The 24720-nt window shown below is 69.3% G+C and carries 21 protein-coding genes; 9 read left to right on the top strand and 12 right to left on the bottom strand.

Annotated features, from left to right (window positions below; translation table 11 throughout):
• Positions 1-13 precede the first annotated feature (13 nt).
• The 6 genes from ACIBI4_RS09880 to ACIBI4_RS09855 form a co-directional block, all read right to left on the bottom strand.
• Entirely contained in the window at positions 14-1702 is a 1689-nt protein-coding gene (locus ACIBI4_RS09880) for an ArnT family glycosyltransferase (RefSeq protein ID WP_399203146.1), read from the bottom strand.
• Positions 1699-2970: a glycosyltransferase gene (locus tag ACIBI4_RS09875; RefSeq protein WP_399203144.1), complete on the bottom strand. Its 1272-nt coding sequence runs from the start codon at positions 2968-2970 to the stop codon at positions 1699-1701. The genes ACIBI4_RS09880 and ACIBI4_RS09875 overlap by 4 nt, the downstream gene beginning before the upstream one ends.
• A 157-nt stretch (positions 2971-3127) precedes the next feature.
• A complete protein-coding gene (locus ACIBI4_RS09870) occupies positions 3128-5164 on the bottom strand; it encodes a thioredoxin domain-containing protein (RefSeq protein ID WP_399203143.1) in 2037 nt (678 codons plus the stop codon).
• 110 nt (positions 5165-5274) lie between these two features.
• The gene (locus ACIBI4_RS09865; protein WP_399203142.1) at positions 5275-7065 is read right to left on the bottom strand and encodes a recombinase family protein; all 1791 of its coding nucleotides are present in this window, start codon (positions 7063-7065) and stop codon (positions 5275-5277) included.
• A gap of 169 nt (positions 7066-7234) precedes the next feature.
• Positions 7235-7576 carry a DUF5713 family protein gene (locus tag ACIBI4_RS09860; RefSeq protein WP_399203141.1) on the bottom strand — a complete coding sequence of 114 codons (342 nt, stop codon included), beginning with the start codon at positions 7574-7576 and terminating at the stop codon, positions 7235-7237.
• A 99-nt stretch (positions 7577-7675) separates the two neighbouring features.
• Complete coding sequence (locus ACIBI4_RS09855; protein WP_399203140.1) at positions 7676-8521, bottom strand: NAD(P)H-binding protein; 846 nt, start codon at positions 8519-8521, stop codon at positions 7676-7678.
• 103 nt (positions 8522-8624) lie between these two features.
• On the opposite strand from ACIBI4_RS09855, the gene ACIBI4_RS09850 reads away from it, so the two are divergent.
• The 4 genes from ACIBI4_RS09850 (at position 8625) to ACIBI4_RS09835 (ending at position 15106) form a co-directional block, all read left to right on the top strand.
• Entirely contained in the window at positions 8625-9236 is a 612-nt protein-coding gene (locus tag ACIBI4_RS09850) for a TetR/AcrR family transcriptional regulator (protein ID WP_399203139.1), read from the top strand.
• 91 nt (positions 9237-9327) lie between these two features.
• Positions 9328-10566 carry an NAD(P)/FAD-dependent oxidoreductase gene (locus ACIBI4_RS09845; protein ID WP_399203138.1) on the top strand — a complete coding sequence of 413 codons (1239 nt, stop codon included), beginning with the start codon at positions 9328-9330 and terminating at the stop codon, positions 10564-10566.
• Positions 10567-10707: 141 nt separating this feature from the next.
• Entirely contained in the window at positions 10708-11784 is a 1077-nt protein-coding gene (locus ACIBI4_RS09840) for a peptidoglycan-binding protein (protein WP_399203137.1), read from the top strand.
• A 109-nt stretch (positions 11785-11893) separates the two neighbouring features.
• Complete coding sequence (locus tag ACIBI4_RS09835; protein ID WP_399203136.1) at positions 11894-15106, top strand: tetratricopeptide repeat protein; 3213 nt, start codon at positions 11894-11896, stop codon at positions 15104-15106.
• A gap of 129 nt (positions 15107-15235) precedes the next feature.
• Here ACIBI4_RS09835 and ACIBI4_RS09830 read toward each other — a convergent pair whose 3' ends face one another.
• Together ACIBI4_RS09830 and mca are read right to left on the bottom strand one after the other, a co-directional pair.
• A complete protein-coding gene (locus tag ACIBI4_RS09830) occupies positions 15236-15466 on the bottom strand; it encodes a hypothetical protein (protein ID WP_399203135.1) in 231 nt (76 codons plus the stop codon).
• Complete coding sequence (gene mca, locus ACIBI4_RS09825) at positions 15459-16340, bottom strand: mycothiol conjugate amidase Mca (protein WP_399203134.1); 882 nt, start codon at positions 16338-16340, stop codon at positions 15459-15461. The genes ACIBI4_RS09830 and mca overlap by 8 nt, the downstream gene beginning before the upstream one ends.
• Before the next feature lie 107 nt (positions 16341-16447).
• On the opposite strand from mca, the gene ACIBI4_RS09820 reads away from it, so the two are divergent.
• Complete coding sequence (locus tag ACIBI4_RS09820; protein WP_399203133.1) at positions 16448-16852, top strand: DUF4307 domain-containing protein; 405 nt, start codon at positions 16448-16450, stop codon at positions 16850-16852.
• A 166-nt stretch (positions 16853-17018) separates the two neighbouring features.
• Positions 17019-17516, top strand: coding sequence for a transcription elongation factor GreA (gene greA / locus ACIBI4_RS09815; protein WP_399203132.1), 498 nt, complete (start codon positions 17019-17021; stop codon positions 17514-17516).
• An 81-nt stretch (positions 17517-17597) separates the two neighbouring features.
• Here greA and ACIBI4_RS09810 read toward each other — a convergent pair whose 3' ends face one another.
• From ACIBI4_RS09810 to ilvA, 4 genes are all read right to left on the bottom strand, one after another.
• Positions 17598-19673 carry a recombinase family protein gene (locus tag ACIBI4_RS09810; protein ID WP_399203131.1) on the bottom strand — a complete coding sequence of 692 codons (2076 nt, stop codon included), beginning with the start codon at positions 19671-19673 and terminating at the stop codon, positions 17598-17600.
• 197 nt (positions 19674-19870) lie between these two features.
• Entirely contained in the window at positions 19871-20734 is an 864-nt protein-coding gene (locus tag ACIBI4_RS09805; RefSeq protein ID WP_399203129.1) for an ABC transporter permease, read from the bottom strand.
• Positions 20731-21759 carry an ATP-binding cassette domain-containing protein gene (locus ACIBI4_RS09800; RefSeq protein ID WP_399203128.1) on the bottom strand — a complete coding sequence of 343 codons (1029 nt, stop codon included), beginning with the start codon at positions 21757-21759 and terminating at the stop codon, positions 20731-20733. The genes ACIBI4_RS09805 and ACIBI4_RS09800 overlap by 4 nt, the downstream gene beginning before the upstream one ends.
• A gap of 156 nt (positions 21760-21915) precedes the next feature.
• On the bottom strand, positions 21916-23163 hold the full coding sequence (gene ilvA, locus ACIBI4_RS09795; RefSeq protein ID WP_399203127.1) for a threonine ammonia-lyase: 1248 nt from the start codon (positions 23161-23163) through the stop codon (positions 21916-21918).
• Between the two features lie 171 nt (positions 23164-23334).
• Here ilvA and ACIBI4_RS09790 point away from each other — a divergent pair, with 171 nt between their 5' ends.
• The 3 genes from ACIBI4_RS09790 (at position 23335) to ACIBI4_RS09780 (ending at position 24706) form a co-directional block, all read left to right on the top strand.
• Positions 23335-23838, top strand: coding sequence for a MarR family winged helix-turn-helix transcriptional regulator (locus ACIBI4_RS09790; RefSeq protein WP_399203126.1), 504 nt, complete (start codon positions 23335-23337; stop codon positions 23836-23838).
• A 110-nt stretch (positions 23839-23948) separates the two neighbouring features.
• On the top strand, positions 23949-24446 hold the full coding sequence (locus ACIBI4_RS09785) for a sigma factor-like helix-turn-helix DNA-binding protein (RefSeq protein ID WP_399203125.1): 498 nt from the start codon (positions 23949-23951) through the stop codon (positions 24444-24446).
• Between the two features lie 11 nt (positions 24447-24457).
• Positions 24458-24706 (top strand): hypothetical protein, encoded by a 249-nt coding sequence (locus tag ACIBI4_RS09780; protein WP_399203124.1) that lies wholly within the window; start codon positions 24458-24460, stop codon positions 24704-24706.
• The last annotated feature ends 14 nt before the right edge of the window (positions 24707-24720 follow it).

Here is a 24720-nt window from a genome sequence, read left to right as displayed (position 1 = left end):
CCCTCGTAGACGCTCAACGCTTCCCCCCGCCGTCCGCGTCGACCGCGCGGATCTCGATCCGGTCCTCGCCCGTGCCGAACACCGCGACCGCCTCGGAGTGCTCCAGCGCCGCCTTGACGTTCGGCAGATCCACCGCGTCGCGTCGTACCGTCGGCGAGGCCACGATGTAGTCGACGTCGCGCCAGCCGCGCGGCATCGTCTTCGAGACGGCCGGGTCGAGGTCGGCCTTGTAGAACCAGATGGCGCCGAGGCCCGGTTCGTAGCCCGCGTGCACGAGGTCGAGCCAGAGCGCGTCGTCGACGAGAACGCGCTGGTCGGCGCGGTCCTCCACGTGCGTGGCCATCCATGAAGCGGCCGCGCGGTAGGGGCCGTTGGCGTCCACTGTCATGGCGGTGCGGTTGCCGTCGTACCAGCGCGGCGCCACGTACACGAGCGCCGCGAGAGCGAGCGCCGCGGCCGTCGCCCAGCGCAGCCCCGTCACCACCCGCGGCTGCCCCGGCCCGGCGCCGAAGCGCCGCAGGACCGCGTGCGCGATGCTCGCCGCCGCGCCCGCGAGGACGAGCGCGAGGAAGGGCAGCGCCTGGATGATGTACATCGCCGGCAGATAGCCGGACGGCCGCATCGAGACGAGCGCGAGGATCGCCACGGCGAGCGCGGGGCCCGCGAGCGCCCGTGCGGTCACCGACCAGCGCAGCACGACGAGCAGCAGCAGCGCGGCGGCGAGACCGCCGACGGGCAGCACCTTGTCGTAATAGAGCCAGGATTCGAGGACGCCGTTCGAGCCGGAGCCCTGGTCGAAGATGAAGCCCGAGCCCGGGCGGCTCATCTGGTACGTGATGCCGTCCCACAGCGAGACATGGCCGTCGCCCGGGAACAGCTCGCCCTTCAGGAGCGCGTACAGCGGATAGCCGAACCCGATCAGCGCACAGCCCGTGATCGCGCCCGTGACCGCGAACTTCCGGGTGTCGCGATGGCTGTGCCGCCACATCGTGAGCAGCACCGCGGGGAGGATGACCAGCATCGTCTCCTTGGTGAGCACCCCGACCGCGGCCGCGATCCCCGCACCGAAGTGGTGCCACAGATGCCGCGACGGCGAAGCCGCGAGACAGAACGCGAGCAGCATCCACATCACGGCGATGTTGTCGAGGAAGATCTCCCGCTGCAGCACGACGGCGAGCGGCGAGAGCCCGAACAGCGCCATCGCCAGACCGGCCGCCCAGCGCGGCAGCCACAGCCGGCGCGCCAGGACGTACACGAGCACCGCGCTGACCGCGCTGACGAGCAGCATCGCGAGCCGCATGCTCGCGACGCTCATCGACTCGGGGCTGAACAGCGACGGGAGGTAGGTGAGGCCCGCTATCTGGATCCAGCCGAGCGGCGGATGGTCGTACCAGTACGTGTAGTGCGCGAGGCCCCTGCCCTCCTGGACCGCCCAGGCCTGCGCGAGGTAGGTGCCCTCGTCGTCGCTGAGGTTCGGATAGCCCGCGATGTTCCAGCCCTGGACGACGAGGATCGCGGCGAGCAGCAGCGTGCAGAGGATCAGGTCGGGCGGTGAGCTGCGGAACCGTATGACCGGACGGACCGTCAACTTCCGCTTGTCGCCGGGCTTTTCCGGCGTCCGCTGACCGTTTTGGGACGCACGGGACTGTGGGGCGGGGATCTCGGCCGAAGCCGGTTCCGCCGCCGGAAGCGTGGAGGTCACGCGCGGATCTCCTCAGGGCTCAGATGTGCGTCAGGGCTCAGATGTGCGCCGACATGGCTGGTCAGCTCCCACTCGTTGTTGCCGCGGCTCTCGCGCCACACTGCGCGGATCGCGGCACCGGCGAGGAGCACCTGGTAGAAGGGACCGCCGATGATCAGCTTGAGGTAGTGGACAAGGCGGATCCTGAGCGCGTACTGCTTGCCGAAGTCATGCAGCCCGACCACCTCGAAGACGAAGGTGACGAAGGCCGTGATCAGCGGCAGGAACGTGATGAAGGCGATCCCCACGGGCACGTCGAGGAAGATCGCGATGGCCACGTTGAGCGGGATGATGATGCCGGTGAACGCCTGCAGGAACGGCGTCATCAGCGTGTAGCGGGCCAGAAGGCGCTGCCCGAGCGTGGGCAGCTGCTTCCAGTCCTTCTTCCGGTAGACCTGCAGGAAGCCCTGGTTCCAGCGGGTGCGCTGCTTCAGGAGCGACACGAGGGTGCCCGGGGTCTCCTCGCGGGTGACCATGTCGGAGTCGTACGCGACGACGACCTTCTTGCCGACCGACGAGAGCCGCACGCCCAGATCGCAGTCCTCGGCCAGGCAGTTCTGGTCCCAGCCGCCCGCCTCCCTGAGCACGTCCGTCCGTACGAAGACGGTGTTGCCGCCCAGCGGGATGAAGCCCTTGAGCGCGTGCAGGTGCAGACGCGAGCGGAACCAGAAGAAGTACTCGAGGCAGTTGCGCAGGCTGTACCAGCTGGAGTGGAAGTTGATCAGCTGCACCCCGCCCTGCACCACGTCGGCGCCCGTCGAACGGAACGCGTGGTCCACGTGCGCGAGCAGCTCCGGATGCACCTGGTCCTCGGCGTCGAAGACCCCGACGACATCGCCGCGGCAGTGCGGCAGCGCGGTGTTGAGCGCTTTGGGCTTGTTCTTGACCTCATGGGTGTCGGTGATGACCCGAACCCTCCGGTCCCGGCGCGCGGCGTCGTCGGCGACCGCCGCGGTCTCCGGATCGTCATGACCGACGATGACCACGATCTCGAACGCCGCGTGACTCGATTCGAGCAGCCGCTGGATCGTGTGATCCAGTACGGCCTGCTCATGGCGCGCGGGCAGCAGCAGCGAGAACGCAAGCCCGTCGTTTCCGTGCGGCCGCTCGAAGCGCGTCGCGGCCAGCGTCTCCGGAGTGCGCCACGCGTGCATCTGCCACCACAAGGTGAACGCGGCCATCCAGAAGAGCGCCAACGAGACAGCACTGATGACAACAGTCGTCAGCAAACCGAGTCCCCCCAGACCCCCTAGTCGGCACGGCCCCCCGGCCGTGCCACCCCCACCAACGTGGTGAGAATACGGGGGGATTGTGAAGCTCAGAAGCTCAACCGGCAAATCCCTTGTTTCGTCTCAGCCCCCAAGATGTTCGACACGTCTCACGTGCCTACGGTTGTACGAGCTTTTCGGTCAGTTCCTGAACAGTCGTGACCGGGGCGTCACAGGTGAAGTTTCGGCACACATACGCGGCGGGCCGGCCCCCCACGAGCGGACGGTCCACGAGGAGCGGCAACTCCTGCCCCTGACCGAACGCCAGCACCGCGCCCGGCGCCGTCGACAGCAGCGCCGCCCGCACCAGTTCACGCGTCGCCGGATCCGCCGGATCGCCCACCACCGCGACCTCCCGCGGCCCGTCGAGCAGCGCCTCCGCGACAGCGAGCCCATGCCCGATGAACCGCGGCGCCCGCGGACCCAGCGCCTGCACCACACCCAACGCCCGCTCGGCGGCGGCCCGGTGCGGCGCGGCGCCGGTGTGCGCGGCATACGTGAGCAGCGCACCGGCCGCCGCCGACCAGCCGCTCGGCGTCGCGTTGTCGGTCGGATCCTGCGGCCGCCGGATCAACTGCTCCGCGTCGTGCGCGGTGTCGTACAGCGAACCGTCCTCGGCCGTGAACTGGTCGAGCACCAGGTCGAGCAGGAACCCGGCGAACTCCAGCCAGACCCCCTCCCCCGTCACACCCGCCAGCGCCAGGAACCCCTCGGCGACATCGGCGTAGTCCTCCAGCACACCGGCGTTGTCACCCCGCCGCCCGTCCTTCGACGTCCGCGCGAGCCGGGCGTCGGGCCCCATGTGCAGCCGTACGAGCAGATCGCCGGCCGCGATCGCCGCCTCCACGAGATCCGGCCGCTCGAAGTACGCCCCGGTCTCGGCGAGCGCCGCGACGGCCAGACCGTTCCAGGCCGCCACCACCTTGTCGTCCCGCCCCGGCGCGGGCCGCTCGCCGCGCGCCGCCAGGAGCCGCTCCCGGATCGACTCGATCCTCTCCGAGTCGAAGAGCCCATCCCCCTGCGGGAGTTGAAGAACCGAGGCCCCTTCCTCGAAGGTCCCCTCCTCCGTCACCCCGAAGTGCACGGCGGCCAGATCCCCGTCCGCCTCCCCGAGCACCTCCCGCAACTGCCCGGGCGTCCACACGTAGTACGCGCCCTCGACATGCTTCCCGGACACCGGATCCTCGGAGTCCGCATCGAGCGCGGAGGCGAACCCGCCCTCGTTGGTGCGCAGTTCCCGCACCATGAAGTCGGCGGTCTCCAGGGCTACGCGCTTGGCGAGCTCGCTGCCGGTGGTGCGCCACAGGTGGGCGTAGGCGCGGCACAGGAGCGCGTTGTCGTAGAGCATCTTCTCGAAGTGCGGGATCAAAGGACCACCTGGGCGGGGGGTGAGCACGTACCGGTGGAACCCACCTCCCACCTGGTCGTACAAACTCGATCGGGCCATCGCGCCACACAGTCCCTCCGCCATCTCCAACGCGGCGACGGAGCCGGCCCGCGCATGGTGACGGAGGAGGAACTCGACCACCATGGACGGCGGGAACTTGGTGTCGCCGTTGAACCAGCCGCTCGCGGGGTCGATGTCCCGGGTCAGCTGGAGAAGCGCCCTGGCCTGAGTCTCGTCGGTGGGCAAGCCTGCGGAATCAATGCTCAGCTCCCGCCCGGCGAGGTCCTTGGTGATCTTCGCGGCGACTTCACCCACCTCGTCGCGTCGATCCGTCCACGCACTGTGAACACCTTCGAGTACCTGCCGGAAGGACGGCATCCCATGGCGGGGTTCCGGAGGGAAGTACGCACCGAAGTAGAACGGTTCCCCGTCCGGCGTCATGAAGACGGACATGGGCCAGCCCCCCTGCCCCGTGGCGGCCTGCACCGCCTCCATATAGACGGCGTCGACATCGGGCCGCTCCTCACGGTCCACCTTCACGTTCACGAAGTGCTCGTTCATGTACGCGGCGGTGGCCTCGTCCTCGAAGGACTCGTGGGCGAGGACGTGGCACCAGTGGCACGCGCTGTAGCCCACGCTGAGGAAGACCGGAACACCACGCTGCCGCGCCTCCTCGAAGGCGGCAGGCTCCCACGGCCACCAGTCGACGGGGTTGTCCGCGTGCTGCAGAAGGTAAGGAGAGGTGGCATGCGCGAGTCGGTTGGCCATGCGTCCATCCTCGCGCACCCGCCGAAGCGGTGCCCGCGCGCCACGGCGGGCCGAGTCGAGCCGCGGGTCGGCACACCACGGAAGACCCCATGACACTTGACGAAGCGGGGTCAGTCTCGCAACCAGTCGAACCGGAGCCGCTCAAGGATCGGAGTCTTGTCTCCTTGCCCTGTGGCCGGCAGGACCGTGATGCCCCCGTCCCCGATCGTGCACTTCAGCAGCATGCGGCGGTCGCGCGTACCGGCTTCGTCCCACGCCTGCCGCAGTCCCCCGCCTCGCGTTCGCGCGATCAGCGCGACTTCCGAATTGAGCGTCTCCAGCGTCGCGGACGCGCCTTCGATGACAGCGTGCAGGGAGTCGCTCAGTTCCTCGAACCGTGCTTCGTCCATCTTCCCGTAGAGGTAGAAGTCGTCTTCGAGTTTCCTCGATCGCTGCAGCGCGCCCTCGAGTGCCGCGAGCGCCTCCACACGCCGAACCTGGGTGTCCGGCTCGGCAAAGGCGAGCCATCGGCGCGCAATCTCCTGTAGCACGGGAGCATTCGGATCAAGTGTGGTGACCTGCTCCAACCACGCTTGTCCGAGCGCTTTGTCGACGCGCTCGGCAAGTGTCACAACCCCTCGGCAGATCGACTCGCCGCGCGTTTGGCGCACTTGACAGCGGTATCGCCCCCCGCGGTGGCCCATCGAGCCACCACAGCGTTCCAGTTCGCCGCTTCCCGTCTTGTCCCGCAGACGCCCGCACCGAAGCATTCCCGTGCCGAGGTACTTGGCCATCGGCTTTCCTCTGCGCCATCGATGATCGGTCCGCTCGACGATGAGTGCCTTGATCTCGAGCCACTCGGCCGGAGACACCACGCCCGTGCCGCACATGACGATCTCGCCACGCGCGTCCCTCAGCGGCTCTCCGTGCCCTGCCCAACTGTCCAGAGGATTGCCTTGTGCATCGGCCCTGCGGCGCCTGACGGGAACCATGCCTGCGAACAACGGCGACTGCGCCAGTTTGCTCACGGCCGTCGGTGACCAAGTCGCGCCACTTCGCGTGCGGCGCCCTTCCTCGTTGAGTCGGTGGGCTGTGTCCTTCGTCGTACGTCCGGCAAGCAGGAGATCGGCCAGCCGCCGTGCCGTCTCGTACTCATCGTGATGGGGCTCGACTTTTCCACTGCCCTGAGCGCTGTAGAGGCCGAACGGCGGCTTTCCGGTTCCTCTTCGTCCTTCCGCTTTGTGCGCGTCGTGACCGGCCTTCACACGTGCCGCGATGTCCTTCGCTTCATCACGCGCCCTCTCACTCAGGATGGCGAAGACCACGCGGCCGCCTTTCGAAGAGTCCAGCCCTTCGGAAACCGACACCAGGCGGGACTGCCTGCGGTCGAACTCGTCCAGCATCCGGCCGACGGCCCCCATGCCTCGGCGATCGAAGCGGTCGGCCTTCCAGACTCCGAGCGTCTTCGCCCGACCATCCATGATCGCCTGCGTGGCGTTCTCGAACTGCCGCCTCCGTACGTGCACTTTGGAGGCCGAGATCTGCTCGAACCAGACATGCCGGACCTGCAATCCGTTGGACTGTGCCCACTGCACCAAGTCCCGGACGTGCCCCCTCAACGTCGCCACATCCTCCTGGCGGTTGCTGCGGCGGACGTATGCATCCATGGCGCGAGCCGGTTCCGCCGTCGCCGGCCGGTCGAGCCCCAGCTCGGCCAGTTCCTCCGGAGTGAATCCCAGTTCGACAAGTGTTGCGTGATCTTCGCGCTTGCGTCCCCCTGACATGCCAGTGAGGTTAGGAAGCAGGTGGACCTGCGGCGTCACCTTTTCCGAAGTGGGGAACCATCCCGTCGTCCTCTGTCCAAACAACGTCGGGTTCACGCAGACGATTGATCGTTTCGACAGCGGGTTGGTGGCGTCCACCCGCCACATGACCGACCTGAACTCCCACGAACACTCTGACCGTGACGCTGCGGAATGCACCCAAGTTCAGAGTTCCTCGGCATCCGGGTACTGGTGGCGCACGGCGCGAAACCTGATCCTCTTCGCGTCGCCCGAGAGCCAAGCCCCCAGGCGATCGGGCGATGCCGCCCTACCAGTTCCGCGGCGCGATAAGCCGCTCCACGTCCGCGTCCGCGAAGCCGTAGGTGGTGGCGACGAGCCAGAACTCCTCACCTATCTGCTCCCGGGCCACCGTCTCCAGCTCGCTGCCTGCCTCGTCGAACTCCGCCTCCAGATCGTTGAATTCCTCGGTCGCCGCGTGAGTCAGCGCGTAGAGCGCTGTGAGGTCCGTGGGGTGTTCGGCCTCGATGCGCCGGCACAGGCGGGTCAGGATGGCGGCGCCTTTGTCGAGGACGTGGTTGGGGTAATACGCGTCGCCGTACAGGGGCTCGAGGAACGCGTGGGTGGTGAGTTTCGGGTGCGTGATCGGCATGGGCACGAGCCTGCCGTACCGCACTGACAAACCGGCCGGGCGCAGGAAGTGGCGCGGGCGCGGCCCGGGCGCACGGCCTTCCGTGCGCCCGGTGGGCTGTCAGCGGAACGCCGGCAGGTTGCGGGCGACCCAGTCCGTGAACGGAGTTGCCGGGCGGTGCAGGACGCGCTGCACGTCGGGGCTGATCTGCTGCTCGGCGGGCAGCGGGACGCCGAGGACGTCGAGGGTGCCGTCGATGACCTCCTCCGGCATGAACTGGGCCATGTGGGCGTGTGCCTGGGCGCGGGAGAGTTCGGTGAACGTGATCGGCTCTCCGAGGACCTGGCCGATCATCTCGGCCTGGCGGCGCGGGCTGATGGCCTCGGGGCCGGTGAGTTCGTACGTCTGACCCTCGTGCCCGTCCTCGCAGAGCGCGGCCGCGGCGACCGCGGCGATGTCGGCCGGGTCGACGACGGGCAGGGCCACGTCGCCGAACGGGGCGTAGACCGTGCGCTGGGTGCGGACGGACTCGGACCAGGCGAACGCGTTGGAGGCGAAGCCGCCCGGGCGCAGGATCGTGAAGCCGGCGCCGGAGGCGCGGATCGCCGTCTCGAAGTCGCGCAGGCGTGTGTGTGAAAAGGCGTCGGGGCGCGTGGTGTTGATCTGGGACGAGACCATCACGAAGCGCTTGACGCCGGCGTCGAGGGCGGTGCCGATCAGCGCTTCGGGGTGCTCGCCCGCGCCGTTCAGCTCACCGCCGAGGAGCAGGAAGAGCGCGTCGGCACCGTCGAGCACGAGGCGCATGCTCGCGCTGATGCCGGGGTCCGCCTGGGTGTGCCGGACGCCTGCGGGGAGCGGGGAGGTCTGTGCGGAGCGCGAGACGGCGACGACGTCCTTGCCGTGCTCGGAGAGCAGGGGGAGCAGCGTCCGGCCGATGTTTCCGGTGGCACCCGTCACGACGATCATGCGATCTCCTGAGGTAGGAAGTGAGTGAGTCAGTTAGTTAGTTGACTGACTAAGTGGGATGACCGTAGCACGGCACCACGGGCGGTTGTCTATAGTTAGTTGGGTGACTGACTCAAATAAGCCCGGCTCAGCGAAGCCCCGCGTCCGCGCCGCCGCCGACAAGCGGCGGCGGCTCACCACCGAGGCGGCCCGGATCCTGCACGAGAAGGGTGTCGAGCGGACCACGCTCGCCGATATCGCGCGGGCGGCCGATGTACCGGTCGGGAACGTCTACTACTACTTCAAGACCAAGGACGACCTGGTCAGGGCGGCGCTCTCCGAGCACAGCGCGCATCTGGACACCATCACCGCACGCCTGGAGGAGCTGGCGGACCCGCGCGCCCGGCTCCGTACGCTCATCGAGGCGTGGATCGACCAGCGTGAGGTCGCGGCGCGCTTCGGCTGCCCCACCGGAACCCTCGCCGTCGAGCTCGACAAGCGCGCCGACGGGACGCTGGACGCGGAGGCAGGCGCCGTGATCGGGCGGCTTCTGGAGTGGGTGGCCCGGCAGTTCGGCGCTCTGGGGATGGAGGACCCGGAGGGCCTCGCGCTCAGCCTCGTCTCCTCGTACCAGGGCATGTCGCTGCTGACGAACGCCCTGCGCGATCCGGAGATCACGGCACGCGAGGGTGCGCGGCTTCTCGCGTGGCTGGACTCGCTGCAGCCACAGGGGTGAGCACGGACGCGGGCCCGAGGGTTGACAACCAGGGTGATTGCTGACGGAGTTACTCCCCGGTAGCGCCACACTCACTGGGGGTCCTCCGCACATGACCATGCCCGAGCGCACGTACGACGTCATCGTCAGCGGAGCCAGTCTCGCGGGCTGCGCCGCGGCGATCCTGCTCGCCCGGCGCGGGGTCCGCGTCGCGCTCCTCGAGCGCCGCTCGGACCCCGAGGCGTACAAGGTCCTGTGCACGCACTCGCTCACGGCCAACGCCCACCCGGTCCTCGACGAACTCGGCCTTCTGCCCGACCTGGAGAAGCTCGGCGCCGTGCCCAACCGCTCGCGCTGGCACACCCGTTGGGGCTGGATCGAGCCGAAGGCCGCGCCGGGCGGGCCCGAGCTGCCGTACGGCTACAACGTGCGGCGCAGCACCCTCGACCCGCTGATCCGCGCGCACGCGGAGCGGACCGAGGGCGTCGAGCTGCTGCTCGGGCACCAGGTGACCGGGGTGGTCGAGGAGCGCGGGCGGGTCGTCGGCGTACGCGTGAAGGCGGACGGCGGCGAGCGGGAGCTGCGGGCGCGGCTCGTGGTCGGCGCCGACGGGAAGGACTCGGCGGTCGCGAAGTACGCGAAGGTGCCGGCGAAGGAGTACGAGAACCGGCGGTTCGGGTATCTCGCGCACTTCCGCGGACTGCCGCTGCCCGACGGCATCGCGCACACGTGGTTCCGCGAGCCCGACATGGCGTACGCGTTCCCGAACGACGACGACGTGACGGTCGTGGCGGTGCTGCCGGACAAGAAGCTGCTGCCGGAGTTCCGCGCCGATCTGGAGGGCGCCTTCATGGCGTACGTCCAAGCGCTGCCCGGGGCACCGGACTTCGGGACCGCCGAGCGGATCTCGAAGATCATCGGTCTGGTCGACTACCCGCTGCATCTGCGCAAGCCGGTCGCGCGCGGCGCCGCGTTCATCGGCGACGCGGCGCTGACCGCCGACCCGCTGTGGGGCGTGGGCTGCGGCTGGGCGCTGCAGTCCGCGCGGTGGCTGGCCGAGGAGGTGGCGCCGGCCGTGGCCGGGCGCGGCGGACTCGACAAGGCGCTGACCGCGTACGGCCGCAAGCACACCCGGCGGCTGCGCCCGCACCAGGCGCTCGGTGTCGACTTCGCGAAGGCGCGTCCGTTCAACCCGCTGGAGCGGCTCGTCTTCTCGGCGGCGTCGCGGGACGCGGCCCTCGCGCGGCACATGCACCTCTTCGCGTCCCGGCTGATCAGTCCGGTGCGATTCCTGAACCCGCCGGTGATGGCCCGCGCCGCGCTCGTCAACCTGCGGTTCCGCAAGTCGTGATCAGGACGTAATCGGGATCAGTGCAACCTTCACCCGCCTCAGCCGGTCAAGTCACTCGAAGTCGGTCCCGTACCTCGGGCGACTTCATCCCCTCCGTCATATCCGTCGACTCCATCGACGCCATTGCCCGGGAGCCCCTGAGTGCACAGCAGGCGCATACGCACGATCCTCGCCGCGACCGTCGCCGCGGCCGTTCTCACCGTGAGCGGCTGCAGCTCGGACGGCGGTGACAAGACCTCGCCCGCCGGGAACACCGCGGCGCCGTCGGCCACCGCGGAACCGAGCGCCTCGCCCTCCGCGAAGGAGTCGAAGGACCCGAAGAAGACGGAGAAGGTCGTCCTCAAGCCCGGCGACAACTCCGAGAAGGTACGGGAACTCCAGGCCCGCCTCGTCCAGGCGAAGCATCTGAAGGCCGTGCCGAACGGGAACTACGGGCCCGCGACCGAGGGCGCCGTCACCGAGTTCCAGAGCGCACAGAAGCTGAAGCTCACCGGGATCGTCTACGAGTCGACGTGGGAGAAGCTGACGTCGCTCACGAAGACGCCGACGCAGGACGAACTGCACCCGAAGAAGCAGGTCCTCGGACACGGCGACAACAACGACAAGGTGCGCGAACTGCAGGCGCGCCTCAAGCAGACCGGTCACTTCAAGGAGAAGCCGACCGGCTACTACGGCGACGCCACGCAGGCGGCGGTGAAGGCGTACCAGCAGTCCGTGGGCATCGAGGCCACGGGCACGGTGTACGAGGACACCTGGGAGAAGCTGACCTCGCAGACCCGCACGCCCACCCCGGACGAGCTGAAGCCGCCGGTGGACCTGCCCGAGGTGGACGGTTCGAAGGCGGACCTCGACGACCGGTGCAAGACCGGACGCGTGCTGTGCATCTCCAAGACCTCCAACAAGATGGCCTGGATGATCGACGGCAAGGTCTACAAGCTGCTCGACGTGCGCTTCGGCGCGAAGGGCTACGAGACCCGCGAGGGTGTCTTCTCCGTGTACTGGAAGAGCCGCGACCACGTCTCGACGATCTACGACTCCCCGATGCCGTTCGCGATGTTCTTCGACGGCGGCCAGGCCGTCCACTACTCGGAGAACTTCGCGCAGAACGGCTACACCGGCGGCTCGTACGGCTGCGTCAACGTCCGTGACCGCGCGGGCATCCAGTGGCTGTTCGACACCCAGGTGAAGACCGGCGACAAGGTCGTCATCCACTGGTAGACCCGGCCTGATGCGGCGCGCCCCCTCACCTGCGCCCCTCGCGAACCCGCTTCATCCGCAGGACACTTGGGTACGGCGAGAGCAGAACAGGTAGGCGAGGGGGCGCGATATGCGGGACGGCCATCGGGCCGAGGCCGAGCGGCTGCTGGCGCGCGCGGTCGAGGAGGAGGTGCGCCGCTCCGGCGGGCGGACCGACGGGAACGTACTGCTGAACCGGGCGCGCGGCGCGCTCGACGCGATGGCCGCGAGCGCGGCGGAGGAGTACACGGCGTACGTCCAGGCGCTCGACGTCCATGAGGCCGGGGCGCAGTCCTTCGGCGACCGCTTCGGCAAGGAAGGCGCCACACCGCTGTTCGTGACCGTGGTGGCCGCCTTCGCCGCCGCGGTCGCCGACCTCGCGTTCGGCACCGGTGCGGACACCGCGCTCGGTGCGGGCGCCATCGTCGCGGTCGCCGGCGCCGCGGCGACCGTCGGCAAGGTGACGGCCGCGCACTGGCCGGCCGCCCACCAGGCGGCCGGCGCCCGCAACCAGCCCGGCGGCCCCGAGCAGCTGCGGCTGCAGTGGCTGACGGCCCTGGAAGTACGGGGCATCCGGCCCTACATCGACCAGCAGCGGGTCGTGGCCGGGCGCTCCGGCGCCAAGGCGAAGAAGACCACCGCGTCACCGCTGCTGCCGCGCGACAAGAGCCAGGCGGCGCGACGGCGATCCGTCCTGGAGAGCTCGTTCGCGCAACTCCCCGAGCCCGACGGGCCGTTCGCGGGCCGCCGCCAGGAAGTGGCCCGGATCGCCCAGTGGGTGCACGCGGCCCGCGCCTCGACCGAGACGAAACCGACGGTCGTGGTCCTGCACGGGCCGCCCGGTTCGGGCCGCTCCACGCTGGCCGTGCACGCGGCCCACGACCTGCGGGACCAGTTCCGCGGCGCGTGCGTCGTCGACCTGCGCGGCGACAGCACGACCGAGGCGCCCCGCACCACACGGGACGCGCTGCTGCATCTCCTCAACCGGCTCGGCGCCCCGCGCGAACAGCTGCTGTTCCGCGAACGGTCCTCGCCCGAACAGCAGTTGCGCCGCCTCAGCGAGCTCTACCACCAGCATCTGACCGGGCTGCCCGTCACCGTCGTCCTCGACGACGCCAGCGACGCCGCCCAGGTGCGCACCCTGATCCCCGAGCGCTCCGAATCCCTCGTCCTCGTCACCGCCCGCAAGCCGCTCGACCTGGGCGCCGAGACCCCGGCCTGGGTGCACCAGCTGCCGGTCGAAGCGCTGGACGCGGCCGGAGCCGAAGAACTCCTCAAGTCCGCCGCGGAAGACGCCGACGGACCGTACGACGCCCAGGCCTCCGACACGATCCGCGCACTGTGCGGCGGACTCCCGCTGTCCCTCCGTATCGCCGGATCCGCCCTCGGACCGCGCACCCCGCTCCAACTCGCAGCCGACCTGGAGGCGTACGGGCCCGTCGACGCCGTCGAGCGCGTCCTGTGGCTGCGCTACACCGACCAGAGCGACACCGGCCGCCGGCTCCTGCGGCGGCTCGCGCTCGCCGGACGCGCCTCCCTCGGGGCGGCCGCCGCGGCCGCGCTGATCGCCACCGACGAGGCGGAGGCCGCACGCCACCTCACCGCGCTCGCCCGCGCCGGCCTGATCGACCACGTGCGCGGCAGCCGCTACCGGCTGCACGACCTCGTACGGGCCTTCGCCCAGGCCCGCCTCATGGACGAGGAGGAACCCGCCGAGCGCACCGCCGCACAGGAACGGCTCATCGCCAACTACGCCGAGCTCGCGGACTCCGTGATCCGCCTCGTCGACGGCAAGACGTCCACGCGCGCCGGACAGTTCGGGCCGCACGGCTTCACCTCCCTGGACGCGGCGCTGCGCTGGCTCGACGACGAGTCCTCCTTCATCACCGCCGCGCTGCGGCACGCCGAGGGCGTCGACCAGCAGGCCGTGCTCAACCTCCTGGGCGCCCTGTGCGACTACTGCCTGCTGCGCGGCGACCTCTACCGCCTCGGCGAGATCAGCGAACTGACGGCCGCCGTCGACCAGGGACTCCTCGGCCGCTCCGTCCAGTGGCGTACGGGCATCGCGGCCCGCCAGCTCGGCGAACTCGACAAAGCACGCACCACCCTCGCCTCCGTCGTCGACCTCTACTTCGAGGCCCACCACGAGGCAGGCGCCGCCCGCGCCCTGTGCTCGCTCGGCATCACGCTGCACCACCAGGGCCAGCTCGCGGAGGCCGCCGCGAAACTCCGCGAAGCACTCGACCTGCAGGCCTCCCCCTCCCTCGACGCGGACCGCGCCTGGACCCTGCACGCCCTCGCCGCCGTGGAACGCGACCGCGCCCAGATCGCCGAAGCCGTACGCCTCCTCGACCAGGCCCTCGTCCTCCACGAAGCCGGCGAATCCGTGCACGGGCAGGCGTGGGCCCACTTCCAGCTCGGGCAGGTCTGCCTGCGCATGGGCGACGTCCCGCGCGCCGAGAGCGAACTGGCGACCGCCCTCGACCTGTACGGACGCACCCGCGACCCGCGCGGCGAGGCCTGGGCCCTCACCCAGATCGCCCGCGCACGACTCGTGGACGGCGACATCTCCCCCGCCGTCGACGGACTGCGCCAGGCCCTCTCCCGCCACCGCGACAACGAGGACGCCCGCGGGCAGGCCTGGACCCTGTACTACCTCGGCCAGGCCCTCGAGGAGCGCGGCGACCTCGACCAGTCGGTACGGGAACTGGAGCGGGCCCGCACGATGTTCTCGCGGATGCGGGACGTCTACGGACTCGCCTGCGCACGGCACCACTCGGGCCGCGTGACCCGCGACCAGGGCGCCGCCCGCACCGGCTCCCTGCGCAACTCCGGCTTCGCCCGCCAGCTCCTCGCCGACGCCCGCGCCGACTTCCACCGGATCGGCGTGGCCCACGGCGAAGCCTGGACCTGTCTGGAGCTCGCCATCGTGGACGCGGGCAACAGCCGCTCCGCCCAGGCACTCGACCTGTGCGACACGGCCGCCGCGCTCTTCGCCTCCTACGGCGACCGCCGCGGCGAGGACTGGGCCCGCTTCCTGCGCTGCACCCTCCTCCCCTACGCCTCCCCGGGCGGCTGGGAGATCGGCGCGGCCGTCGCCCACGAGGAACTCCTCCAGCTCACCACGGCCGACCACCCGACCCGGGACGGAAAACTCGGCGAGTACCTGGCCGCGTACGCCCTCATGCTGGAACGCGAGATCGACCTGGAGGCGGGCTGGCAGGCGTGGCGGCTCGGGATGGTGCCGGGGCGGCATGCGCGGGAGGTGATGGGGGTGAATCCGCCGAGTCCGGCCGGGGTGTGAGGTTCTGGTCGGCCAGGGCCCGGACGTGACCGCGCAGCTCTCACGCCTCGGCCTGACCCCCGTCCCGAGCGCACGCGTACGGCGAAGCCCCCGGTCACCTGCCGGGGGCTTCGCCGTACCCGCGGAAAGCTAGGCCTTCGGCGCTTCGCCGCCCTGCGGCGTCGCGGCCGCCTCCGTCTCGGGGGCTTCCTTGAAGTCGACCCGGCCCATGTGCCGGTTCATCGACTTCATCAGGAACCACACCCCCACCGCGAGGGCCGCGAAGACGAGGAAGCCCAGAACGCCCGGGGTCACCTTGTCCTCGTCGAGCTCCTTCGCGAGCAGGACCGCTTGTGCCAGATTCGCGCTCATGTCAGGCATTGTCGCGTACGCCCGCGAAGAGGTCGGACTCGGGGAGGGAAACGTCGACGAGCGACTTCGCCAGCTCGTACTCCTCCGTCGGCCAGACCTCCTTCTGGATCTCCATCGGCACGCGGAACCAGCCGCCGTCGGGGTCGATCTGTGTGGCGTGCGCGATCAGGGCCTTGTCGCGGATCTCGTAGAAGTCGGCGCACGGGACGTGCGTCGTGAGGGTGCGCTCGGCGCGCTCGAACTCGTCCCAGCGCTTCAGCCAGTCCGCGTACGGCGACTCCATGCCGCGCGCGAGCAGCGCCTCGTGCAGCGCGATCGTGCGCGGCTTGTTGAAGCCCTGGTTGTAGTAGACCTTCTGCGGCTGGAAGGCCGGGCCGTACTCGGACTCCGGGTACTTCTCCGCGTCCGCCGCACCGTCGAACGCCACCATCGTGATCTTGTGGGTCATGATGTGGTCGGGGTGCGGATAGCCGCCGTTCTCGTCGTACGTGGTGATCACCTGCGGGCGGAACGCACGGATCTTGCGGACCAGCTCACCGGCCGCCTTGTCCACGTCCTCCAGGGCGAAGCAGCCCTCCGGCAGCGGGGGCAGCGGGTCGCCCTCGGGCAGGCCCGAGTCGACGAAGCCGAGCCACTCCTGCTTGACGCCGAGGATCTCGCGCGCCTCGTCCATCTCCTTGCGGCGCACCTCGTGGATGTTCTCCTCGATGTACTTGTCGCCCTGCAGCTTCGGATTGAGGATGGAGCCGCGCTCGCCGCCCGTGCAGGTCACGACAAGGACGTCCACCCCCTCGGACACGTACTTGGCCATGGTGGCCGCGCCCTTGCTCGACTCGTCGTCGGGGTGGGCGTGCACGGCCATCAGTCGCAGTTGCTCAGTCAAGGCGGGTCCTCGGTCATCGGTCGCTTCGGGAGGCTCTCTATAGTGACGGAAGCCGGGGCGGGATAATTCCCCCAGGCCCCGAAGCAGCCTTCACCGAGAGGACGATCATGAGCGCGGCACCGCAGACGCTCCCCGAGTCGCGTTACGGGGCTTCGTCGGACGAGCGGGCCGACCGCAAGCTCAAGATCATCGGTGCGGTGCTCGGTGCGGTGCTGCTCGGGATCGTCGGATGGTTCGGTTACGACTACATCTCCGGGCAGCAGGCCTTCAGCGGTGAGCTGGTCGCCTCCAAGGTGATGTCCGCGGACGAGGTCGAGATCAAGCTCGACATCCGCAAGGACGCGGCGACCTCCGGGGTGTGCACGGTGCGGGCGCTGGCGGAGAGCGGTGCCGAGGTGGGCCGTAAGGACTTCGTGTTCGAGCAGCGGGCCGCGGAGGTCACGAAGGTCTTCTCGCTGCGGACCACGGAAAAGGCCACCGCGGCCGAACTGGTCGGCTGCTCGCAGCGCTGACCTGCGTTGACGCGCGCGTCCCTGACCTGCGGCGACATAGATCTCCCCGTTACGTCCTCCCCCTTTTCCGCCTGAATTGTTAGGCTCGTGGTTTCGCCCACCCGGGAAGGAACATTCTTCGGGGTAGGGCGATGCTTTGTATTCCCAGTACCTACGAGGAGCACCTGTGACCCAGACCAGCGACAACGTCACCTGGCTGACCCAGGAGGCGTACAACCAGCTCAAGGCCGAGCTGGAGTACCTGTCTGGTCCCGCACGCACCGAGATCGCCGCGAAGATCGCCGCCGCGCGCGAGGAGGGCGACCTGCGGGAGAACGGCGGGTATCACGCGGCCAAGGAGGAGCAGGGCAAGCAGGAGCTCCGGGTGCGCCAGCTGACCCAGCTTCTGGAGCACGCCAAGGTCGGCGAGGCGCCGGCCGACGACGGCGTGGTGGAGCCGGGCATGGTCGTCACGATCGCCTTCGACGGCGACGAGGACGACACCATGACGTTCCTGCTCGCCTCGCGTGAGTACGCCTCCGCGGACATCGACACCTACTCGCCGCAGTCCCCGCTCGGCGCGGGTGTCAACGGCAAGAAGAAGGGCGAGGACGCCGAGTACGAGCTGCCGAACGGCAAGATGGCCTCGGTCCGCATCCTCGACGCCAAGCCGTACACGGGCTGAGCCGGCTCGACGACGCACGAGGAAGCCCCCGGCCCACGTGGCCGGGGGCTTTCACCTGCATGGTCGGGCAAGCACGTCCGGTCAGACCCGGGCACACCTCGGGGCCGCACCCGGCAGACCACGCAGCCGCCTGACGGAGCGCCCTGGCCGCTGTCCGGGACACCGGACACGGGCCGGACCGGCACCGGTGCCGGTGCCGGTGCCGGTGCCGGGAAGTCTGCCGACCGCCCTGCGCCCGGGCACGTGCTCACCGGCCCGTACCGAGCCGATGACGCTGGTCACTTCGATCGTCGGGAGCACATACGCGGGCGGCACGGGAACACCGGCGTAGGGCGCGAGAGCTTGCAGCGCGCGCTCGTACTCGCCGGACTCGAACCAGTGCATCACCCTCCGGTACAGCGCCCCAAGGCTACGCCCGCCGATGATCCGCGAACCGCTGTAGCTTTTCCACGCCCGGCCCGTGCGCAGCTTGTCCAGCATCACTTCGAACCCGCCCCGCGGGTCCTGCCACTGCCGATTGCCGGAGAGGATGCCACGCACCTTCTCCCACATCTCGTCCGTGAGCCCGACCGGGATCTCCAGGCCCGTTTCCCTGTGCCACTCGGTGATCGGGTCGACCAGCCCCTTGGGCCGCGGCACTCCCTTGTCCATGATGCGCACCTGGACCTCGAGGAAGTTGATCAGAGTCGCCTTCTGCTCAAACGTGAAGCCGTCGCCCTTCGCATCCACGGTGCGGATCAGGTGCTGGAGCGAGTGCCCCTGAGTTTCCTGTTTCTCGGCTTCGAGCAGCCACTCTGTGACGCGCTCGCGCTCCGCGGCAAGGACGGCATCCTGCTGCATCAGCTGGGTTACCAGCTCCTCCACCAGGTCTGTGTCACCGTCATCGCGGCCACCAACAGCGCGGAGCAGAGCGATCTTGCGGTTGCAGTGCTCCCGCATCTTCTCGACCTCGCCATCGAGCTCGGCAAGCCGACTGCGGTAGGCGACGACACGGTCAGGAACAGCCCCCAGGGACTCCTCGGCCAGGTGGCACAGCTGCTCCTTGTCCCGCATCAGGCCCTTGACCTCGGCCCAGACCGCAGCCTCGACGTCGTCACACGGAACCTCCCAACAGGCCTCGTGACGCTCGGTGACCTCGGCGCCCTGCCGTCCAGCCATGCATCGGTAGTAACGCCCGGCTGTGTTGACCACGCGCCCTACCGCGACCATGGCGCCCGTCCGGCGCGCGCCACAGACGCTGTGCAGCCTGTTCGACAGGAGGTACTGACTTTTACTCCTGGTCCTGACCCGCTTGGTTCGCGAAAGGACCGCCAGCAGAGCTTCGGCCTTGTCGTCCGACAGCACCTTCGGGGTCTCGATCCGGTACGTGGCGGTCTCCGGTCCTCCTCCGTCCTCGGTCACGAAGGTGAAGTCGACGTATCCCTTAAGGCCGTTGAGCACACGACCCACGAGGTTGCCGCCAACCCACTCCTTGCCGCTGCGGGTGCGGTAACCAAGTGCGTTCAGATGTCGCGCCGCATCCTCCCGCGTCACGTCTTCCTGTGAATTGATCATGAAGTCCGCGAACACTTCGATCTGCTGGACCTCCCCGGGATGGCGGACTGGGTTCCCGTCCTCGCCGAGCATGAATCCAAAAGGTGGTTCGCCGAGAGGCCAGCCTCCCACCTCCATCTTCTGCATCCGCCCGGCCATCGCTCGCTCCAGGATCAAGGCGTGCTCGACCTCTGCCATGTACGCAAGGAGCGACAGCTGGACGCCGAACAGGTCGCTGTCACCGTCGGAATCCAGGCGACCATCCGCAGTCGCGATCCGGATGCCCTTGCCGGTCATGTCGAACACCCAGCGGTGGATGTCCTTCATCGTCCGACCGATGCGGTCCAGCTTGCTGAACACGATCACGTCGAGTCGACCAGCCATCGCATCGGCCGTCATACGGTCCAACTCGTCGCGACTGGCGAGCTTGCCCGAGACTCCCCCGTCCACGTACACATCCACGACGACGTACCTGACACCTCGCATGGCGTCCGCGCACCAGGAACGGCACTGAACCTCCTGCGACTTCAGGCCGTAGCCCTGGAGCTGCTGCGCCGTGGATACGCGCAGATAGATCGCCACGCGGCGCGGTGCGGCATCACGCACACGGGTACGCTCGTTCATACGTCAGTCCCTTCACGACTGGCCAGCGTCCCCGGTGGCAGGGCCTAATCTCCCACTGGGGACGTGCTATTTCCCCACACAGTAAGCAGATTCGGATGGACGTGGCAGGCGAATGCCTCAACTCCATCTTGAAAAGTGCGAGTTAATGACAAGAAAGCCCCCGGCCTTTCGGCCGGGGGCTTCTGTTTGCAGGGCTGTCAGGCCGAGGCGCTACGGTACTTGCGGACCGCGAGGGTGCGGAAGACCACGATGATGATGATCGAGTAGATCAGCGAGGCCCAGACAGGGTTCTCCATCGGCCAGGCCGAGGAATTCGAGACGCCCGGGGAGCCGAAGAGCTCGCGGGCAGCCTGGACTGTCGCGGAGAACGGATTCCAGTCGGCGACATGGCGCAGCCACGGGGTCATGTTGCTGGTGTCCACGAACGCGTTCGAGATGAACGTGACCGGGAACAGCCAAACCAGACCACCGGACGTGGCCGCTTCCGGCGTGCGTACGGAGAGGCCGATCAGGGCGCCGACCCAGGTGAACGCGTAACCGAGCAGAAGCATCAGGCCGAAGGCTCCGAGCACCTTGCCGACGTTCGTCGGGTCCGGAACGCCGACCCGCCAGCCGACGAGCCAGCCGACCAGGGCGAGGACCGCCAGGGTGATGGCCGTCTGCACAAGATCCGCGAGCGTGCGGCCCGTGAGTACCGCGCCGCGCGCCATGGGCAGCGAACGGAAGCGGTCGATCAGGCCCTTGTGCATATCGTCGGCGATGCCCGCGCCCGCGCCGGCCGTGGCGAAGGTGACGGTCTGGGCAAAGATGCCAGCCATCAAGAAGTTCGTGTACGTCGCCTTGTCGAACGAGCCGCCGATATTCATCGAGCCGCCGAAGACGTAAGTGAACAGCACGACGAACATAATTGGCTGGAGAAGGCCAAAAATCACCATCTCCGGAATCCTTGCCATGCGCAGCAAGTTCCTTCGGGCAACTACCAAGGAATCCCGAATGGACCCGGAAATTCCACCCCCTGCAACTGGCGCTCCCCGCCTGACCGTGTCAGTTACGGCACTCACTGTCCGGCCTCCTTCTTTGCCTTCTTCGCGGCCGCCTTCGCCGCCTTGGGGTCCTCGCCCTCACCGTTCTCCTCCGCCTCCTCGGCCTTGTGGCCGGTCAGCGAGATGAAGACGTCGTCGAGGGTCGGGCGGCGCAGGCCGATGTCGTCGATCTCGATGCCGCGCGCGTCCAGCTCGCGGATGACCTCCGCGAGGAGCTTCGCGCCGCCGGTGACCGGGACCGTGAGCTTGCGGGTGTGGTCGTCGACCGTGTGACCGGTCTCGGTCTTCGCGAAGGCGCGCAGGACTTCCTGGGCGGTTTCGATGTGGGCGCGTTCGTGGACGACTACCTCGACGCGCTCGCCGCCGGTCTGGGCCTTGAGCTGGTCGGAGGTGCCGCGGGCGATGACGCGGCCGTGGTCGATGACGCAGATGTCGTGGGCGAGGTGGTCGGCCTCTTCCAGGTACTGCGTGGTCAGGAGGAGGGTCGTACCGCCGTCGACCAGTTCCTTGATGACCTCCCACAGGGCCTGGCGGTTGGTCGGGTCGAGGCCGGTGGTGGGCTCGTCCATGAACATGACCGGCGGGGAGACGACGAGGGCCGCGGCGAGGTCGAGGCGGCGGCGCATTCCGCCGGAGTACGTCTTGGAGGGGCGGTCGGCGGCGTCCGTGAGGTTGAAGCGCTCCAGGAGTTCGACGGCCCGCTTCTTCGCGTCCTGCTTGCTCATCTGGTAGAGCTGGCCGACCATCTGCAGGTTCTCACGGCCCGTCAGGTACTCGTCGACGGCGGCGAACTGGCCGGAGAGGCCGATGGAGCGGCGTACTTCGTTGGGGTGCTTGACGACATCGATGCCGGCCACGAAGGCCTTGCCGCTGTCGGGGGTGAGCAGCGTCGTCAGGCAGCGGACGGCGGTGGTCTTGCCCGCGCCGTTGGGGCCGAGGAGGCCGAGGACGGTGCCTTCGGGAACGTCGAGGTCGACGCCGTCCAGTGCCTTTACGTCGCCGAAGTGCTTCACCAGGCCTTCGGCGTAGATGGCGCCTGGCATGTGGGTTCTCCCAGGGTTGGGGGTGTCAGCTGTCAGCTGCGATGTGAGGTTTTGTCACGGAAAGCTTAGATTTGGGCGCGCAAGTGTGCGAGCCGTCACACACCATAACGCGATACATCGCGTGAGCGCAGCGGTTTTGAGCGCCGGGGTTCGCGGTCAGTCGACGACCGTGTAGCCCGCCTCCCGCAGCGAGGTCGCGACCTCCACGCAATGCTGCGGCCCCTTCGTCTCCAGGTGCAGTTCGACCTCCACCTCCGTGAGCCCGAGCCGCGGATCGGTCCGTACGTGGCTCACGTCGACCACATTGGCATCCAGCACTGACAACGCCGCGAGCAGCGAGGCCAGGGCGCCGGGCCGGTCGGCCAGGCGCAGCCGCAGGGACAGGTAGCGGCCCGCCGCCGCCATGCCGTGGCGCAGGATGCGCTGCAGCAGCAGCGGGTCGACGTTGCCGCCGGACAGGACCGCGACGACCGGGCCCGCGAACTGCTCCGGTGCGCTCAGGAGCGCCGCGACCGGGGCCGCGCCCGCCGGTTCGACGACCAGCTTCGCGCGCTCCAGGCACAGCAGGAGCGCGCTGGAGAGCGCGTCCTCGGAGACCGTACGGACCTCGTCCACGAGATCGCCAACGATTTTGAAGGGGACGTCGCCGGGCCGCCCGACCTTGATGCCGTCCGCCATCGTGGAGGGGCGTTCGACGGCCACCGGGTGTCCGAGTGCGAGCGAGGGCGGGTAGGCGGCGGCGCCCGCCGCCTGGACGCCGATGACGCGGACGTCGGGCCGCAGCGCCTTGACCGCGACGGCGATCCCGGCCGCGAGCCCGCCGCCGCCGACCCCGACGACGATGGTGCGCACCTCGGGGCACTGCTCCAGGATCTCCAGGCCCACGGTGCCCTGCCCGGCGATGATGTCGGGGTGGTCGAAGGGGTGGATGAACACGGCGCCCGTCGCGCGCGCGTAGTCCTGCGCGGCGGCCAGGGTCTCGTCCACCACCTGTCCGTGCAGCCGTACTTCGGCGCCGTAGTCGCGGGTCGCGGCGACCTTCGGGAGCGGGGCGCCCTGCGGCATGAAGACGGTCGAGCGGACCCCGAGCAGCGAGGAGGCGAGGGCGACGCCCTGGGCGTGGTTGCCCGCGCTGGCCGCGACGACCCCGGCCGCCCGCTCCTCGGCGATCAGTCCGGCGATGCGCACGTAGGCGCCGCGGAGCTTGAAGGAGCCGGTGCGCTGCAGGTTCTCGCACTTCAAGTGGACGGGTGAGCCGATGAGTTCGGACAGGTGGCGGCTGCCCTCCATCGCGGTGACCCGCGAGACGCCGATGAGCATCTTCTGCGCTCCCCGCACGTCGTCGAGCGTCACCGGGTGCCGCGGGTGGGACGGATGCAAGGAGTCAGCCGTGCGGTAGTTCATGACATCGAGTCTCGCAGTTCGGGGCGGGTGCGGCCCGGCCGGGCAACCCGGGCGCATCGGTTTGCGCAGCGCCGGTACGGCGGCCGCGCGGGCCGCGTACCCTGTCCCCCATTCCACCGACCAGGACCGACCATCTGTCGGTCGGCCTCCAGCGTGAAGTGAGCCCCGGCCATGCCCACAACTCCGGACATGACGACCGACAGCCCTACGGGAGAGAAGAGCGCCCTTCTCGACCATCTGCAGCACGAGGTGGCCGTTTTCGCCCGCCGCGCCGAGCAGACCCGGCTCGGCGGGGTCGGACAGTTGCGCAACTCCATGGACCGCGCCGCGTATCTGCTGCTCAACCGCTTGGACAACGAGGGTCCGATGGGCGTCAAGGCGCTCGCGGCGGCCATGGGCATCGACTCCTCGACGGTGACGCGGCAGGTCGCGCCGCTCGTGGAGTCCGGGATGGTCAAGCGGACCTCGCACCCCGAGGACGGGCGTGCGGTGGTGCTCGCGCTGTCGCCGCGCGGTCTGTCCCGGCTCGAGGAGGTACGGGCGTCACGGCGCGAGTTGATGGCGCAGCTGACCTCGGACTGGGCGCCGAAGGAGCGCGAGGACTTCTGCACGCTGCTCACCCGTTTCAACGACGCGCTGTCGGCCCGCATGGGACAGGCGCCCGCGGACTCGTGAGGCCGCTCCGGCGTACAGGTGCGAACGTGTGCGCGCTGATGTCTTGACCTGAGGCGCACGCTGGCCTGGTATGGGACCGGGACCTTTGCACAGGGGTTCCGGGAGGCGCGGTGCGTGAGCGGCAGACGAATGAACTCGTCCGCCGGGCCCGGGAGTTCGAGTCTTTCGTCGCGGGCGCGGCCGGGCGTCTTCTGCATGCCGCGACCCTGCTGACCGCCGAGCCGGCCGACGCGAACCCGCGGGCGCAGCGGCTGCTCACCTCGGCTCTCTCGCGTACGTACGCGGCGTGGGACCGGCTGCACGGCGAGGACCCGTACACGTATGCCCGGCAGCAACTCGCGTACCGCTTCCTGATGATGAGCTGGCGGCTGCGTGAGAACCGGGGCGGCGTGCTTGGGGAGTTGTCGCCGCAGGAGCGGCTCGTGCTGGTGCTGCGGGTGTACGAGGCGGTCGCCGAGGAGCAGACCGCGGCGTTGCTCGGGGTGCCGGTGGAGCGGGTGCGGACGCTGTGCTTCCGGGCGATGTCGATCGTGCTCGCCGGGCGTTCGCAGGCGCTGCGGCTGACGGCCGCGGAGACGGTACGGGGGGTCGAGCGTGTCCGACCGTAGGGAGGTGGGGTGTGTCCGACCGTAAGGAGAACGAGGTCAGGCGGCTGCTCGACGCCGGGCCCGCGCCGGTGGTGCCGGCGGACCTCCTGGACGAGGTGGTGCACCGCGGGGCGCGGCTGCTTCGGCGGCGGGTCGTGGTGCGGCGGCTCGTGTGGTGGGCGGTGTTCCTGGGGTTCCTGGCGTTCGTGGTGTGGGTGAGTGTGGCGGATCCGTTCGTGCCGCCGCCTTCGGAGGTGACGCCTCCGCTGCAGGGGTGGTGAGGCTGTTCCTGCCG

The sequence above is a fragment of the Streptomyces sp. NPDC050418 genome, from assembly GCF_044458745.1.
Taxonomy (GTDB): domain Bacteria; phylum Actinomycetota; class Actinomycetes; order Streptomycetales; family Streptomycetaceae; genus Streptomyces.
The sequence above is the reverse complement of the archived record's forward strand: the minus strand, read 5'-3'. Positions and strand labels throughout refer to the sequence as shown.